At 70.0% G+C, this 15346-nt stretch carries 14 protein-coding genes, 1 tRNA gene and 1 pseudogene; 6 read left to right on the plus strand and 10 right to left on the minus strand.

The window, feature by feature from the left end:
- Window positions 1–39: 39 nt before the first annotated feature.
- A complete protein-coding gene (locus AC3CBB_RS09045) occupies window positions 40–1389 on the minus strand; it encodes a D-alanyl-D-alanine carboxypeptidase/D-alanyl-D-alanine-endopeptidase (RefSeq protein WP_488624326.1) in 1350 nt (449 codons plus the stop codon).
- A gap of 99 nt (window positions 1390–1488) precedes the next feature.
- Window positions 1489–1908: pseudogene (locus tag AC3CBB_RS09050) on the minus strand (sugar phosphate isomerase/epimerase); the annotation flags it as partial.
- Between AC3CBB_RS09050 and AC3CBB_RS09055 the strand changes: the two are divergent.
- Together AC3CBB_RS09055 and AC3CBB_RS09060 are read left to right on the plus strand one after the other, a co-directional pair.
- Window positions 1900–2265: a substrate-binding domain-containing protein gene (locus tag AC3CBB_RS09055; protein WP_488624327.1), complete on the plus strand. Its 366-nt coding sequence runs from the start codon at window positions 1900–1902 to the stop codon at window positions 2263–2265. The pseudogene AC3CBB_RS09050 and the gene AC3CBB_RS09055 sit on opposite strands and share 9 nt — an antisense overlap.
- 154 nt (window positions 2266–2419) lie before the next feature.
- The gene (locus AC3CBB_RS09060; RefSeq protein ID WP_488624328.1) at window positions 2420–2593 is read left to right on the plus strand and encodes a CsbD family protein; all 174 of its coding nucleotides are present in this window, start codon (window positions 2420–2422) and stop codon (window positions 2591–2593) included.
- 160 nt (window positions 2594–2753) lie between these two features.
- Here the strand turns inward: AC3CBB_RS09060 and AC3CBB_RS09065 are convergent.
- Window positions 2754–2826, minus strand: a tRNA-Lys gene (locus AC3CBB_RS09065).
- A 135-nt stretch (window positions 2827–2961) separates the two neighbouring features.
- On the opposite strand from AC3CBB_RS09065, the gene bcp reads away from it, so the two are divergent.
- Complete coding sequence (gene bcp, locus AC3CBB_RS09070) at window positions 2962–3435, plus strand: thioredoxin-dependent thiol peroxidase (RefSeq protein WP_488624329.1); 474 nt, start codon at window positions 2962–2964, stop codon at window positions 3433–3435.
- On the opposite strand, the gene AC3CBB_RS09075 is transcribed toward bcp, so the two are convergent.
- Window positions 3432–3779, minus strand: a complete 348-nt coding sequence (locus tag AC3CBB_RS09075; protein ID WP_488624330.1) for a hypothetical protein — start codon at window positions 3777–3779, stop codon at window positions 3432–3434. The genes bcp and AC3CBB_RS09075 overlap by 4 nt on opposite strands.
- 275 nt (window positions 3780–4054) lie before the next feature.
- Here AC3CBB_RS09075 and AC3CBB_RS09080 point away from each other — a divergent pair, with 275 nt between their 5' ends.
- Window positions 4055–4303 carry a WhiB family transcriptional regulator gene (locus AC3CBB_RS09080; RefSeq protein ID WP_055959328.1) on the plus strand — a complete coding sequence of 83 codons (249 nt, stop codon included), beginning with the start codon at window positions 4055–4057 and terminating at the stop codon, window positions 4301–4303.
- Between the two features lie 110 nt (window positions 4304–4413).
- Here the strand turns inward: AC3CBB_RS09080 and AC3CBB_RS09085 are convergent, their stop codons facing one another.
- Window positions 4414–5910 carry a sensor histidine kinase gene (locus AC3CBB_RS09085; protein WP_123507233.1) on the minus strand — a complete coding sequence of 499 codons (1497 nt, stop codon included), beginning with the start codon at window positions 5908–5910 and terminating at the stop codon, window positions 4414–4416.
- Window positions 5911–6018: 108 nt separating this feature from the next.
- Between AC3CBB_RS09085 and AC3CBB_RS09090 the strand changes: the two genes are divergently transcribed.
- Window positions 6019–6288, plus strand: coding sequence for a helix-turn-helix domain-containing protein (locus AC3CBB_RS09090; RefSeq protein WP_123507234.1), 270 nt, complete (start codon window positions 6019–6021; stop codon window positions 6286–6288).
- Between the two features lie 155 nt (window positions 6289–6443).
- The gene (locus tag AC3CBB_RS09095; RefSeq protein WP_488624331.1) at window positions 6444–6875 is read left to right on the plus strand and encodes an Rv3235 family protein; all 432 of its coding nucleotides are present in this window, start codon (window positions 6444–6446) and stop codon (window positions 6873–6875) included.
- A gap of 459 nt (window positions 6876–7334) precedes the next feature.
- Here the strand turns inward: AC3CBB_RS09095 and secA are convergent, their stop codons facing one another.
- From secA to mtrB, 5 genes are all read right to left on the minus strand, one after another.
- Window positions 7335–10196 (minus strand): preprotein translocase subunit SecA, encoded by a 2862-nt coding sequence (gene secA, locus AC3CBB_RS09100; protein ID WP_488624332.1) that lies wholly within the window; start codon window positions 10194–10196, stop codon window positions 7335–7337.
- A gap of 132 nt (window positions 10197–10328) precedes the next feature.
- A complete protein-coding gene (gene hpf, locus AC3CBB_RS09105) occupies window positions 10329–11030 on the minus strand; it encodes a ribosome hibernation-promoting factor, HPF/YfiA family (protein WP_488624333.1) in 702 nt (233 codons plus the stop codon).
- A gap of 247 nt (window positions 11031–11277) precedes the next feature.
- Window positions 11278–11967 carry a ComF family protein gene (locus AC3CBB_RS09110; RefSeq protein ID WP_488624334.1) on the minus strand — a complete coding sequence of 230 codons (690 nt, stop codon included), beginning with the start codon at window positions 11965–11967 and terminating at the stop codon, window positions 11278–11280.
- An 84-nt stretch (window positions 11968–12051) separates the two neighbouring features.
- Window positions 12052–13719, minus strand: a complete 1668-nt coding sequence (locus AC3CBB_RS09115; RefSeq protein ID WP_488624335.1) for an LpqB family beta-propeller domain-containing protein — start codon at window positions 13717–13719, stop codon at window positions 12052–12054.
- Between the two features lie 5 nt (window positions 13720–13724).
- Entirely contained in the window at window positions 13725–15341 is a 1617-nt protein-coding gene (gene mtrB / locus AC3CBB_RS09120; protein WP_488624336.1) for an MtrAB system histidine kinase MtrB, read from the minus strand.
- Window positions 15342–15346: the final 5 nt, after the last annotated feature.

Consider the following 15346-nt stretch of genomic DNA (forward strand, 5'->3'; position numbering starts at 1 on the left):
CCGACTCTACGCCTGCGGAACAAGAAGTGCACTCACGTGTCAGGGGGTCAGACCCGCCCCGCAGCGGTAGAGGGCGGTCGCGAGGCCGTCGACGGCCTTGCGCGCGGTCGCGGGGTCGGTTCCCGCGGGCACTCGTTCGGCCCAGATGGTGAAGGCGACGCGGTGGCCGGCGCGGGGGTCGGCGATCGCGGTCAGGCCGTACATGTCGTCGAGCGTGCCGGTCTTGCCTCGGATCCTGCCCGCCGCTTCCCGGTTCGACGTCTGGAAGCGGCCGTTCTCGGCGAGGGTTCCCGTTCGGCCAGCGACCGACAGCCCGTCGTCCACGGGTCCGAGCCCGTGGTCGCGCCGGGCGACCTGCACCATCAGGCGCGTCATGGCCGTCGCGGTCACTGCGTCGTCCGAGCTCAGCCCGGACGCGTCTGCCAGCCGGAGCCCGTCGGCCGAGACGCCCAGCAGGTCGAGCGAGCCTCCCGTGCCGCCCTGGATGCCGTCGAACGTCGATCCCGTCCCCGCGGTCACGGCCACGAGGCGCCCCAGAGTCTCGGCCAGAGTGTCGTCGGAGTGCGTCAGCGTGTAGCGCGCGAGCTCCGCCACCGGAGCCGACTCGACGGACGCCAGCTTCGTCGCACCGGCCGGGGCCGTGACCAGCGCAGGATCGACCCGGACGGAGCCGCCGAGCAGCGGCGCGAACGCGTCCGCCGCTCGCATCACGGCGGCGTCGCCCCGCTTCGAGTACTCGTTCGTCGGGTCGTCCCGGTCGCCGTCGACCATGAGCGCCGTGATGTTGGACACCGAGCCGGTCGTCCGCGCCGAGTCGCTCCAGGTCGGAAGCCACGCCGGCCCGCCGAACAGGCTCGAGTCCACTTCGAGCGTCGTGATCGGCACGTCGGCGAGCCGCGGATCGGCCTGGCGAGCCGCGAGGGTCTCCGCCGCGAGCGCGTCGAGGTGCGGCGCCTGCGGGTAGACCGACGACTGCCCGCTGGGCAGGCGCGAGAGGGTCGGGTCGCCGCCCCCGACGAGGATGACCGTGCCGGGGTCGGCGCCCTGCAGCACCCGGGTGGTCAGGCGCGTGTCGGCTCCGAGCGTCGTGACGGCGGCGGCCATCGTGAGCACCTTCATCGTGCTGCCCGTGGCGGCCGGCTCGTCGGCGCGGATTCCCGCCAGCGACCGGTCGGTGTCGACGTCTCGGACGGCCAGGTGGAGTGTTCCGGCGCTCCAGCTGCGCGTGAGCTGGGTGACGCTGCATCCGGGCCTGACCGAGGGGATCGCCGAGGCGTCGGCAGGATCGAAGGGGTTCTTGAGGAGTCCGCTCGCGAGCCCGGCCGCGACGACGGCAGTCGCCGTGACGGCGGCGGCGGCGACACGGCGGCGCGATCTCTTCGTCTTCATACCTCGACGCTACGAAGCCGCCACGCGCCGCACCTCCCCCGCGCGACCGGTACGACCGGGCCTCGAGGCGGAGATCCGCGCGTGCGGCACGGTGGCGAGTCAGGCCGTCGCGAGTGAGGCCGCGAGCGCTTCGTCAGCCTCGGTCAGGACCGCCGCGGCGACCTGGATACCCTCGATCCGCCCGAGCGAGACATCCTCGTGCTCGATGTTCACCGCCATGTCGGGGTCGACCTCGTGGAGCGCGCGCAGGAACTCGGTCCAATACGCCGTGTCATGCCCCTTGCCGAGTGCGACGAAGTCCCACGCGGACTCCTTCGGCCACTCGTTCGCCCATTCGTCGCCGCCGAGGTTGGTGCGGGGCTCGTCCTCCCGCAGTTTCCGGAACGAGTTGTCGAGCACGCCGTTGATGTCGGCCGCCGGGTTCACACGAACATCCTTGGCGGCGGCGTGGAAGACGAGCGGGCCGAGGTGGCGGACGACGGCGACCGGGTCCATCTGCTGCCAGAACAGGTGGCTGGCGGCCGGACCAACGAGCCCGACGGGTTCGCGGCGGCGCAGCGGCTTCTCGCCGACGAGCCCGCCACCACGGCCGTCTTCGCCGCGAACGACACGATGGCCCTCGGCGCTCTCGCCGCAATTCACGACATCGGGCGTCGAGTGCCCGAGGACGTCTCGTTGATCGGCTACGACAACTCGCCCCTCGCCAGCTCGCAGACCCTCCGATTGACGACGATCGAAGACGACAGCCGCGACGTCGGTCGACTCGTTGCACGCGCGGTGGTCGCAGTGCTGGACGACGAACGGACCGACGACGCCGGCCTCGTCGAACCCTCACTCGTCATCCGCGCATCGACGGGGGCGCCCTCCTCGCGATGACAGTCGCGGCACGCCGACGCGAGAAGGCTCCCAAAGGTGGAGTCGATTAGCCGAGCGCTTTGCTTTCCTGGGCGTGGACACGGTCGCACGCGCCTACCGTGAGCCTCATCGCGAGGAATTCCCCGCACAGCACTCATCGATGGAAGGAGCGACCATGTCGCTAGGAGACAAGGCCAAGGACGTCACCCAGAAGGTCGCCGGAAAGGCCGAGGAGTTCGTCGGCAAGAAGACGGACGACCAGGAGCTCACCGAGCAGGGTCAGTTCGACCAGGCCAAGAGCGAAGACCGTCTGGCCACCGAGCACGCCAAGGACGGCGACAACAAGTAGTCGGCGCTCATCCGAGAAGACTCCCGCCACCTCCTCGGGTGGCGGGAGTCTTCTCTGCGGCGCCCGTTCCGCGGCGCGTCGCTGGAGGCGACCCAACCGGCACAGACGAACAATCCCCGGGAAGCGACACTGTCGCGAACACCGGGGATCAGATTGCTCGTGCACCCCCTCGGACTTGAACCGAGAACCCACTGATTAAGAGTCAGTTGCTCTGCCGATTGAGCTAGAGGTGCGTTGCCCGGCTTGCACTGGGCACTGCCCGGCTTGCGCTGGGCGTTGGCTGAGGAAGACTGGCTTCCGGCGCCGAGGAACAACATTAGCATGAGATCTGACGTCGTTCGAACACGTCCGAGAACCCAAGGAGCCTCATGTCGGATCGCCTCGAGAAGGGCGCGGAAGCGCCCTCGTTCACCCTTCCCGACGAGACGGGCAAGCCCGTCTCCCTGGCCGATTTCCGTGGCGAGAAAGTGATCGTGTACTTCTACCCCGCCGCGTCGACGCCGGGATGCACCACCGAGGCGTGCGACTTCCGCGATAACATCAACTCGCTCAAGTCGGCCGGCTATCAGGTGCTCGGCGTGTCGAAAGACGAGGCGCCGGCGCTCCAGAAGTTCAGGAGCGAGCAGGGCCTCAACTTCCCGCTCCTCAGCGACCCCGACCTCGCCGTCCACCAGGAGTACGCCGCCTACGGCGAGAAGTCGCTCTACGGCAAGACGGTCACCGGCGTGATCCGCTCGACGATCGTCGTCAGCGAAGACGGCTCGGTCGAGCTCCCGCTCTACAACGTGAAGGCGACGGGTCACGTGAAGTCGCTGCGGAAGAAGCTCGGGCTCGACGCCTAGCGCGTCGACGTCACCTTCACGACGGGTGGCGACACCAGCAGCGCCACGATGACGACGGCGGGCACGACCAGCGCGAGCCCGATCGCGGGCACCGCCGTGAGCCCGCGGAAGCAGCCGACGCCGACCGAGAAGACGAGCACCTGGAACACGATGGCGGCGCCCCGCATCCACGCGTGGCCGCGGTATGCGGCCGTCACGATGAAGGCCAGCCAGATGGTCGCGACGAGGGCCAGCACGAGGAAGGCGATGCCTCCCGCGAGGGTGTCGGCCTGCCCGGTCGCGCTGGCGAAGGCGATGACGATCGTCACGATCAGCATCGCGACGAACTCGGCCGTCAAGAGCACAATCAGCGCCCACAGAAGAGGCGGTCTGTGCCGCAGAACGAGGCGTCCACGAGCGTCGGTCTGCTGAGTTTCGACTGGTTCCGTCACGCTGAGAGCCTCCGCTTAACCCCTTGATTTGGTCACACCAGTATGGGAGCATATTCGAGGTTGATGTGACGCGTACATTGCTGTGCGCGCCTCCCAGAATCTTTTTTCTTCTCACCCCCGGAATCCCGGCTTTATTGTCGTGCCCTCGGCATGCCGTGATTGCTGAACCACAAAAGGAGTACCCATAGATGGATTGGCGTGACAAGGCCGCCTGCCTGACCGCGGACCCAGAGCTCTTCTTCCCCGTCGGGAACACCGGGCCCGCCGTCGACCAGATCGACAAGGCGAAGGCGGTGTGCGGTCGCTGCTCCGTCACCGAGACCTGCCTCCAGTACGCGCTCGAGACGTCGCAAGACTCCGGCGTCTGGGGCGGGCTCAGCGAAGACGAGCGCCGCGCTCTCAAGCGCCGCGCTGCTCGCGCTCGTCGGGCTTCCTGACCTCAGATAGTCGCGCAGGGGCGCGTTCCTGACTTCGGTCGGGGGCGCGCCCTTCGTCGTTGCACCCGGCGTTCTGCTCCGGGCGCAGGAACTCGCCGCCCGTCGCCGGGCTACGCCGGCTGCTCGACCCAGCGCAGCGGCACGTCGATCGTGACCTCGGTGCCCGACCCGACGAGCGTGTGCCAGTCGATGGTGCCGCTCAACTCGCCCTGGATGAGGGTGCGAACGATCTGCGTACCCAGCCCCGAGCCGACCTTGCCCTCGGGCAGACCCACGCCGTTGTCGCGCACCTTGACCGTGAGCTGCCCGTCGGTGCGCTCGGCGTTGATCTCGACGTCGCCGTCGCGCCCGTCGAGGCCGTGCTCGACGGCGTTCGTCACGAGCTCGGTGAGAGCGAGGGCCAGTGGCGTCGCGTACTCGCTCGGCAGCGCACCGAAGCTGCCGGTGAACTTCGGCCGAACGGTGGTGTTGTGACTCGACGCGACTTCGGCGATGAGCAGCAGCACCCGGTCGAAGACGGTGTCGAAGTCGACGTTCTGGTTGAGCCCCTCTGACAGCGTGTCGTGCACGACCGCGATCGACGCGACGCGACGCATGGCCTGGTTGAGGGCGTCGCGGGCGACGTCGGTGTGAGTGCGGCGTGCCTGGATGCGCAGCAGCGAGGCCACGGTCTGCAGGTTGTTCTTGACGCGGTGGTGGATCTCGCGGATCGTGGCGTCCTTGGTGATGAGCTCGCGTTCCTGGTGGCGCATCTCGGTCACGTCGCGGCACAGCACGACGGCGCCGACGCGCTCACCGCGGTCACGGAGCGGGATCGCCCGCAGCGACACGGTCACTCCGCGCGCCTCGATGTCGGTGCGCCACGGGGCACGGCCGGTGACGACCAGAGGCAGCGACTCGTCGATCACGATCTTGCCGGCGAGCAGGCCCGTGGTGACCTCGGCGAGCGACTCGCCCTCGAGCTCGCCCAGGAAACCCATGCGGTTGAACGCCGACAGGCCGTTCGGGCTGGCGAACACGACGACGCCGTCGACGTCGAGCCGCAGGAGGCCGTCGGATGCCCGGGGAGCCCCGCGACGCGGACCCGTCGGCGCCCCGAGGTCGGGGAAGTCGCCCGCCGCGATCATCGCGAACAGGTCGTTGGCGCACTGGTTGAAGGTGAGCTCCTGGCGACTGGGGGTGCGCGCCTCGCTCAGGTTGGTGTGCCGCGTGATGACGGCGACGGGGCGCTCGCTCACGTCGGGGCGCGACGCCCCGAGGCGGCGCAGCACGGGCACGGCGCGGACGCGCGTCGGCGTCTCCTCGTACCAGTCGGGCGCAGCCGAGTCGACGATCTGCGACGAGTCGAAGGCCTGCTGCACCTGAGAGCGCCACTCGGGGCGCACCTCCTGCCCGACGAAGTCGCGGTAGAACAGCGTCGCCGAACTCGACGGACGCGCGTGCGCGACCGCCACGAAGCTGTCATTCTCGGTCGGCACCCACAGCACCATGTCGGCGAACGCGAGATCGGCGAGCAGCTGCCAGTCGCCGACGAGCAGGTGCAGCCACTCGACGTCCGCCTCACTGGAGCGGCCCTGGGCGAGAACGAGTTCACTGAGCGTTGACACGGGATCAGCCTATCCGGCCCCTCTGACAGGGCCGACCAGGGGCCCGGGTGACCCCGATTCAGGGGCGCAGGAACTCGAGTTCCTGCGTTCGTGACCGATAATCGACTCATGGACGACCACGCCGACCAGCCCTACAGGCAGTTCCTGACGGTCGAGCGCGTGGCCGAGATCCTCAGCGTGGGCCTGGACGACGTCGAGGCCCTGGTCGGCACCGGCGAGCTTCCTGCCATCCGGGTGGGCTCCCCCGGCTTCTGGCGCATCGAGGTCAGCGTGCTCGACGCGTACATCGCCGGCCGGTACGAGGAGGCTCGGCGAGCGGCCGTCTTCGACGGGTTCGATTTCGGGAGCGTCAGCGAGATCGATCCGCCGTCGCGCTGAGCCCGCTTGCTGCGACCGGCGGTCGCGCCTCCCGGTCGGAACTGTTTGTCCACAGGTTTCGACAGGCGGGCGTGTCGCGCCATACGAATGTCATATGTTGATGCTATGCCCGCTCGCAAGCGGCGCTCACACCGTTCACGAGCGAGAGCAACGACATGCCCCAAGCCGCCGCCGCGCCCCGGCGCACCTCAGCCGCCCCGATCGACGCCGACCCGTTCTTCGCACCTCAGCCGACACGTCGCGAGTCGTTGCCTGATCCGGCCCCGCTCGCCGAGAACCTGGCGCGGTGCGTCGTCGAGATCCTGGCCGGCGCGCGCGAGATCGAGCAGATCGCCCGCTGGGTGACCGACGACGTGTACTCGCACGTGCTCAAGCGAGTCGTGCTGGCGGCCCGGGCCCGGAGCGCCCGCGGCGAGGTACCGCATCGGCCGGCGTTCCGTGTCGGGAGCGTGCGGCTCGACGAGCCGTCCGACGGGGTCGTCGAGGCCGTCGTCGTGATCCACGGTCGGGCGCGCAGCCGCGCCGTCGCGCTGCGGCTCGAGGGCCTCGACCGGCGCTGGCGCGCGACGGCCGTGCACGTGCTGTAGGGCGGGCGCGGGCGCGCCGCCGGTCCGGCGGGTTCGTGCCGATTCCGCGGGCTCAGCCTCACGGCCGCTCCCCCACGCACCCGCACCCGCCAAATCGGCAGACCCCCGCCGTCCGTCCGGCGGGTTCGCGCCAATCTGGCGGGCCCAGCCGGACGGAGGCTTCGCCCACGCGCCCGCACCCGCCGAAACGGCAGACCCCCGCCGCTCATCCGACGGGTTCGAGCCGATCCCGCGGGCTGAACCCCTCGGCACGGGCCGGCGCCTCGGGCCCGCACACCCCGCGTTCCGGCACCCGCCCTAGGTCGCGGCGTTGCGCGCACGCCGCATCGCGGGGTCCAACCCCGTCCTCGCCGCAGACACGCAAGGCGCCCCGCCCGCCGCGCACACGCACAGCGGCCCCGCCCCACGCGAACGCGGAGACGGGGCCGAACGTGCGAGCGACGCGATGTCGCCCTGCGACTACTTGCGCTTGGCCTGCGAGCGACGCTCCGAGCGGTTCGCCGGCGGAAGCGTGTCCGTCGTCGACTGCCCGAAGGCGCCGCGACCGGCGGGCTTGCCGTCGCCGCCCGAGGCCTCGGGCGAGCCGGAGGTCGCGCGCGCGGCGGCAATCTCGGGGTCGGCGTTCTCCTCGACGAGCTGCTGCTGGCGCTGCGCGCGAGCCGTCTCGGCCTTCTCGATGCGGCCGCGCTGGTCGCGGACCTCGACCTCGCCCTCGGTGTTGGGGGCCGAGAAGTTCAGGACGGCGTCCTTGTTCTCGCCCTCGCCCAGGCCCTTGGCCGCGATGATCGGACCGTGGTCGTGACCCTCGTGGCCGACCTGCGACTGCACCTCGACCTCGAGGTTGAACAGGAAGCCGATGGACTCCTCGCGAATTGCGCCCATCATGTTCTGGAACAGGGCGAAGCCCTCGCGCTGGTACTCGACGAGCGGGTCGCGCTGGGCCATGGCACGGAGGCCGATGCCGTCTTTCAGGTAGTCCATTTCATAGAGGTGGTCACGCCAGCGGCGGTCGATCACCGAGAGGACGACCTTGCGCTCGAGCTCGCGCATGGCACCGTCGCCCAACGACTCCTCACGGCCTTCGTACGCGACCTTGGCGTCTGAGAGGATCTCCTTCGCCAGGAACTCGCGCGTCGCCTTGGCCTTGGAGCCCGCCTCGGTGATGACCTCGTCGATGGTGATGGAGACCGGGTAGAGCGTGCCCAGCTCGGTCCACATGGCGTCGAGGTTCCAGTCGTCGGGGTTGCCCTCGCCGGTGTGGGTCTCGATGACCTCGTTGACGACGTCGTCGAGGAACGCCTCGGTGCGGTCCTTCAGGTCGTCGCCCTCGAGGATGTGGCGGCGGTCGGAGTAGATCGCCTCGCGCTGGCGGTTCAGCACGTCGTCGTACTTGAGCACGTTCTTGCGGATCTCGGCGTTGCGGCTCTCGACCTGCGACTGCGCCGAGCGGATGGCGCGGCCGACGATCTTGTTCTCGATGGCGAGGTCGTCGGGCACGTTGCCGCGACCCATGAGACTCTCGGCGGCACCCGAGTTGAAGAGGCGCATGAGGTCGTCGGTGAGCGACAGGTAGAAGCGGCTCTCGCCCGGGTCGCCCTGACGGCCGGAGCGGCCGCGCAGCTGGTTGTCGATACGGCGCGACTCGTGGCGCTCGGTGCCGAGCACATAGAGCCCGCCGGCCTCGCGGACCTTGTCGCCCTCCTCCTCGACGGACGCCTTCTGGGCGACGAACACGTCGTCCCAGGCGGCCTCGTACTCGTCGGGAGTCTCGACCGGGCTGAGGCCCCGCGAGTTCATCTCGGCAACCGCCAGGAACTCGGCGTTGCCGCCCAGCATGATGTCCGTCCCGCGGCCGGCCATGTTGGTGGCCACCGTGACGGCCCCGAGGCGACCGGCCTGAGCGACGATGGCGGCTTCGCGCGCGTGGTTCTTCGCGTTGAGCACCTCGTGCTTGATGCCCTTCTTCGCGAGCAGCTTCGAGAGGTACTCGCTCTTCTCGACGCTCGTCGTGCCGACGAGCACGGGCTGGCCGGCCTCATGGCGCTCGGCGATGTCTTCGGCGACCTGCTCGAACTTGGCCTGCTCGTTCTTGTAGACCAGGTCGGTCTGATCCTGGCGCTGCATCGGGCGGTTGGTCGGGATGGCGACGACACCGAGCTTGTAGGTCGACATGAACTCGGCGGCCTCGGTCTCGGCGGTACCGGTCATGCCCGAGAGCTTCTTGTAGAGGCGGAAGTAGTTCTGCAGCGTGACGGTCGCGAGAGTCTGGTTCTCGGCCTTGACCTCGACGCCCTCCTTGGCCTCGATCGCCTGGTGGATGCCCTCGTTGTAGCGGCGACCCGACAGGATGCGGCCGGTGTGCTCGTCGACGATCAGCACCTCGCCGTTGATGACCACATAGTCTTTGTCGCGCTTGAACAGGGCGTCGGCCTTGATGGCGTTGTTGAGGAACGAGATGAGCGGCGTGTTGGCCGACTCGTAGAGGTTGTCGATGCCGAGGTAGTCCTCGACCTTCTCGATGCCGGGCTCGAGCACGCCGACGGTGCGCTTCTTCTCGTCGACCTCGTAGTCGATCTCGGGCTGAAGGCGCCGGGCGAGCGTCGCGAACTCGGCGAACCAGCGGTTGGCCTCGCCGGACGACGGGCCCGAGATGATGAGCGGCGTGCGGGCCTCGTCGATGAGGATCGAGTCGACCTCGTCGACGATGGCGAAGTAGTGGCCGCGCTGCACCATGTCCTGTGCCTGCCAGGCCATGTTGTCGCGCAGGTAGTCGAAGCCGAACTCGTTGTTCGTGCCGTAGGTGATGTCGGCCGCGTACATCTCGCGGCGCTCCTGCGGGGTCTGGCCCGCGAGGATGCAGCCGGTCGTCATGCCGAGGGCGCGGAACACGCGGCCCATGAGCTCGGACTGGTAGCTCGCGAGGAAGTCGTTGACCGTGATGACGTGGACGCCGCGCGAGGCGATCGCGTTCAGATAGGCGGCGGTGGTCGCGACGAGGGTCTTGCCCTCACCGGTCTTCATCTCGGCGATGTTGCCGAGGTGAAGGGCCGCACCGCCCATGAGCTGGACGTCGAAGTGGCGCATGCCCAGGGTGCGGCTCGAGGCCTCGCGCACCGCGGCGAACGCCTCGGGCAGGAGGTCGTCGAGCGACTCGCCGGCAGCGTAGCGCTCGCGCAGCTCGGCGGTCTCGTTGTGGAGCTCTTCGTCGGTGAGCGTCTTGAAGTCGTCTTCGAGGTCGTTCACCGCCTTCGCATAGGCCTTCAGGCGTCGAAGGGTACGACCCTCGCCGACGCGAAGGACTTTCTCGAGAACGTTGGCCACGGATACTCCCGGTTGGTGATGAGCGGAACGCTTGGCGTTACCAGCCCGTGATGGTAGCAAGCCTAATAGCCGAACCCCTGGGAGGCCGCCACGCGGGCGGCGTCCCAGGGGTTCGGGTCGAGCGGTCGAGCGTCAGCCGACGAGGCCGCCGCGGATGGCCATCTCGGTCTCCTGGTGCGTGGGGGCGGAGTCGTCGAGCGCGATCACGCCGTAGTCCCAGCCCTTGCGCCGGTAGACGACGCTCGGCCGGCCGTCGTTGGCCGAGTCGGTGAACAGGTAGAAGTCGTGGCCGACGAGCTCCATGTAGTAGAGCGCGTCGTCGACGGTCATGGGCGTCGACGCGAACGTCTTCTCGCGGATCACGACGGGGCAGTACTCGTCTTCGGCGGGCTCGACGGCCTCGTCGACGGTGGCGATCGCGCCGGTGCGCACCTGCTCCAGCGTCTCGGCCGACGCCGGGACGATGCCCGCGCGGCTGAAGTCGGCGGCGGCGGCCTCGTGCAGCGAGGTGGGCCGGTGCTGGCCGCGATGCACCTTGCTCCGGTCCTTCGCTCGGCGGACGCGCTCGAGCAGCCGGGCGATGGCCAGGTCGAATGCGACGTACTTGTCGGATCCGCTCGACTCCGCGCGGACCAGCGGGCCGGGGCCGATCAGGGTGAGCTCGACGCGGTCGTCTCCCGACGTCGAACCGGATTTCTCGTTGTGCCTCGACACCTTGATCTCGAGCGCCAGTGCTCGGGTGGCGAGGGAGCCGACCTTCTCGGCTTTCTCGGTGGCGTACTCGCGGAATCGATCGGTGATACCCACGTTTCGACCCGTTACGGAAATGTCCATGACGTTCCTCCAGCCACTTCAGCGTGCCGCCGTTCGTGTAGGCGGTAGTGCTTTCACGCCTCGTAGGGCCACCGTAGTGACGTCGGCACCGCGATGTCACGACCTGTTCACCCATTCTTCGCACGCTCCTCGAATTCGCACCTGCCACGCAGGCGGCACCAATACGCTCGGGGTCCGCGCGTCGATTCCGCCAGATGATCTCCCTTCACGATCCGCCGCTCGAAACGTCGTGGTCACGATCGCCCACTCACGATCGCCCGCTCAGGGGCACGGCTGCCAGCGCGCACACCCCGACGACACGAGCCCCGGCCTCCCGGGCGGCCCGGCAGGCCTCGGTCAGCGTGGCCCCGGTCGTCATCACGTCGTCGACGATCACGACGCTCCGGCCCGCCCAGCGCGTCGAGCAGACGAGCCTCCTCGATCGGTGGCGCTCGGCCCGCCCGCGTCCCTTCTGCTGAGCGGAGTTCCCATGGCGCAGGAACTCGAGGCCCCGCCGCCCGGGCACAGCCCCCGCTGCTCGAAGCAGCAGCTCGACGGGGTCGTACCCGCGCCGTCGACGGCCCGAGCGCGACGGGGGCACCGCGAGCGCCACGAGGGGGTGCGCGTCGTCGGGTGCCTCGGCCGCGAGAAGGGCCAGCGCGCGACCGAGCGGCGGAGCCAGAGGCCGGGCCAGGCGGAGGCGCCCGCCGTCCTTGAAGGCGAGCACGGCGTCGCGGGCGGAGCCGGCGTAGACGAGCCCGGTGGCGCACGGGGTCGCGTCGGCCAGGGCGTCGAGGCGGGGCAGGGCGGCGGCGAAGCGCGCGCGGCAGCGGCCGCACAGGTCGATGTCGGGCGCACCGCAGCCGGCGCAGTCGACGGGGGCCACCAGGGCGAGCGCGCCACGGAGGGAGGGCGCGGCGCGGACCCAGAGGGCGAGGAGCAGGGGCAGGAGGGGCATGTCTCGATGGTGCCGGCCCCGAGTTCCTGCGCCCCGAGAAAGGGCCTGCCTGTGGACAGACGAGAGCCTGTGGACAGAGCCCGGCTAGCGCTGCGTCGCCAGGAGGTCGGCGCTGATGCCCGTGTCTTCCCAGCCGTTGCCGCGCGGCTCGAGCAGGGTGCCCGACGCGGTCAGCACGCGGACGCCGTCGGCGCCGTTGCCCCCGACGAGGTTGACAGCGGTGCCGCTCGGGGTCCCGAGGTCGGTGCTCTCGCCGCCGACATCGTGCTCCGAGACCAGAGACGATCCGGTGCCGCTCGTCGACAGCGTGCCGATCGTGAGCTCGTCGACCCACGTGACCGAGACCGGGCTGCCCGCCGGCGGCGTCAGCTCAAGCGGGTTGCCGAGCGCGGTGGGCATGTGCTTGGCGTCGCGCTGGATCGACGCCACCAGGAGGCGGGTCGTTCCGGCGTTGTCGAGCAGGATCGCCACTCGGGTGCCGTCGCGCGACACCGTGAAGCCGACGAGCTGCTGGTCGCTCGGCAGGTCGGTCGAGACCGGGTGGGCCACGCCCTCGGCGTCGTACGCGATCATCGAGCGCGGGTCGTCTGTCTGCGCGCTCCAGACGAGTCCCTGGCCGTCGAGCGTGGGCGCGGCGAGGCCCGACCTCGAGTCGACGCGGCGCGAGACACCCTGGTCGGTCACGACGAACGTGCCGTCGGCGGTGCCGACCGCGGCCGTCTTCTGGTCGGTCGAGAGCTCGACCGACGTCGGCTTGAGGGCGACGACGGCCTTCGACAGGCCCGCGACGGGAGAGACCGACGACGCACTGGCCCAGCCGAACGCGCCCTTCGACAGCACCAGCGGCCGGGCGTCGACCTGCGGGTCGGTGAGGGCGGCGCCGCCGGTGTCGTTGGGGATCGAGAGGTTCGCGCCGCCGGCCGAGATCTCGACCGCGCTCACCGTCGTGACCGTCGAGAAGCTCGCCACGAGCTGGGCGCGCATCCGCGAGCGCTCGCTCGCGTCGAGGCCCTCCACCCCGCTCGACAGGTCGACCCGGGCGGTGCCCGACGACACGGTCACGGCCCCCGGACCGAGCTTGGCCTTGGCCGGGAACGCCGACTCGACGGCTCCGTTGAGCCACGGTGACGGGCCGCCGAGAAGCGCCTCGACGATGTGCGTCGTCGGCGACGTGCGCGCCAGGAACCACCGCTCGTCGGGCACCAGGTAGGTGAACGTCGGATCGTAGAAGTAGATGGCGTGCGGCCGGAAGACGAGGTCGAAGTTCGCCGTCGACAGCACGATGCCCGACGGCGCCCGGCTGATTCGCCACTCGCCCCCGACCTTCTGGAAGGCGAACTGCAGGCTGACCGTGTCAGACGGCTGCGCCTCGGCGTAGTGCCCCTCGGCGTCGACCGACGCGACGCTCTGCACGGTGTAGGTCGCGGCGCCGTCTGTTCCGGCGGCGAACGTGCCCGAGCCCTGGCGGACGACGACGCCCGCACGGGGATCCCACTTCTTCGCCTCGGCGCTCGTGAGGTACTGCCGCGCCACCTTGTAGTCGCCCTGCGAGCCGGTGCCGGCCTCGATGAAGCCGCGAAGGATCCGCTCCTGGTCGCTGCCGGCGATCGGCCCCGACGGCAGGTACTCGATGTCGCTCTCGATCTTGTTGCTGATCGGGTCGCCGGTCTCGACCCCGCCGGTCGACGGGATCGTGGCGCAGCCGACGAGCACGACGACCGAGGCCGCCGCCACGAGCGCTGCCCGGACCATCCGCATCATCCGGCCTCCTCCCCGCCCGGGAGCGTCAACGGGATCGGCGCCGCCGCAGCGATGCCCACACCGGAGCGCCGCGGCAGCGTGACCACGAAGCGCGTGCCGACGGCGACCGCCGAGCGCACCTCGAGCCGGCCGCCGTGCAGCGCGGCGTCCTCGCGGCTGATCGACAGGCCGAGTCCGGTGCCGCCGATGGTGCGGCGGCGAGATGGGTCGGCTCGCCAGAACCGGTCGAAGACGCGCTCGGCGTGCTCGGGCAGCATGCCGGCGCCGTGGTCGTCGACCGCGATCGCCACGGCGTCGGAGTCGCTGTCGACGGTGATCTCGATCGGCCGGCCCTCGCCGTGCTCGATGGCGTTTCCGACGAGATTGCGCAGGATCCGCCGAAGTCTGCGGGGGTCGACGTCGGCCTCGAAGTACCCGCCCCGGGCATCCACCGACAGCACGCTGCCGGCCCCCTCGGCCAGGGGCACGAACTCGTCGACGGTCTCGCGCACGAGCCGCACGATGGCGACCGGCTCGGTCTCGAGCTCGACCGCACCCGCATCGAACCGCGAGATCTCGAGCAGGTCGGCGAGCAGCAGCTCGAACCGGTCGACCTGGGTGTGGAGCAGCTCGGCCGTGCGCGCCGAGGCCGGGTCGAACGAGTCGCGGTTCTCGTAGAGCACGTCGCCGGCGAGGCGGATGGTGGTGAGCGGCGTGCGCAGCTCGTGCGAGACGTCCGAGACGAACAGCTGCTGCATGCGCGACAGGTTCGCCAGCTGCTCGATCTGCCGCTGCATGGCGTCGGCCATGCCGTTGAACGACCGGCCGAGGGTCGCGATGACGTCCTGGCCGGCCTCCGGGATGCGCTCCTCGAGCTGCCCCGCGGCGATCTTCTGGCTCGTCTCGGCGGCGAGGCGGATGGGGCCGACGACGATCCGGACGACGACGTAGGTGATCACGGCGATCAGCAGCACCAGCGCGATCGAGCCGATGGCCAGCGTCTGCTTCATGAAGTCGAGCGTCTTCTGCGCGTCGCTCAGGTCGTAGACCAGGTACAGCTCGTACTGGCCGGCCGTCGGCACCTGCAGGGTCGACCCGACCGCGAGTCCCGGCTGACGGCCGGTGCTCGTCGTGAGCGAGACCGGCTGCAGGTGGATGCGGTCGGTGTCCTCGGCGACGGCGTTCCGCAGCGCCTTCGTGATCGACGCGCTCGGGAAGTCGGGGCTGGCGATGTTCTGGATCGTCTGCGACGTCGACTGGCCCGGGGTCCGCAGGATGGCGATGCTCGTGCCGCCGGGGCTCGAGGTCGCCGAGAGGATCGCGCTCTGCGCCTGGTTCTGCAGCCCGTCGAGCTCGACCTGGTTGCCGCTGTCGGTCGAGGTCGCCGTGTCGAAGATGTTCTGCGCGAGCTGGGTCGCCCGCTGCGACTCCGACTCGATCTGCGTGCGGCGCTGGTCGTAGACGTTCGTGCCGATCGAGATCGAGATGGAGGCGCCGATGACCGTGACGGCGATCCCCGACAGCAGCACCGTGATCAGGATGGTGCGGAACTCGAGCGACTTGCGCCACAGGCCGAGCACCCGGCCCGGCCAGGACCGCCAGTCCGAGAAGGTCCGCCACGGCGCAGCCGGCATGACGG

Source organism: Frondihabitans sp. OV104, from assembly GCF_057787745.1.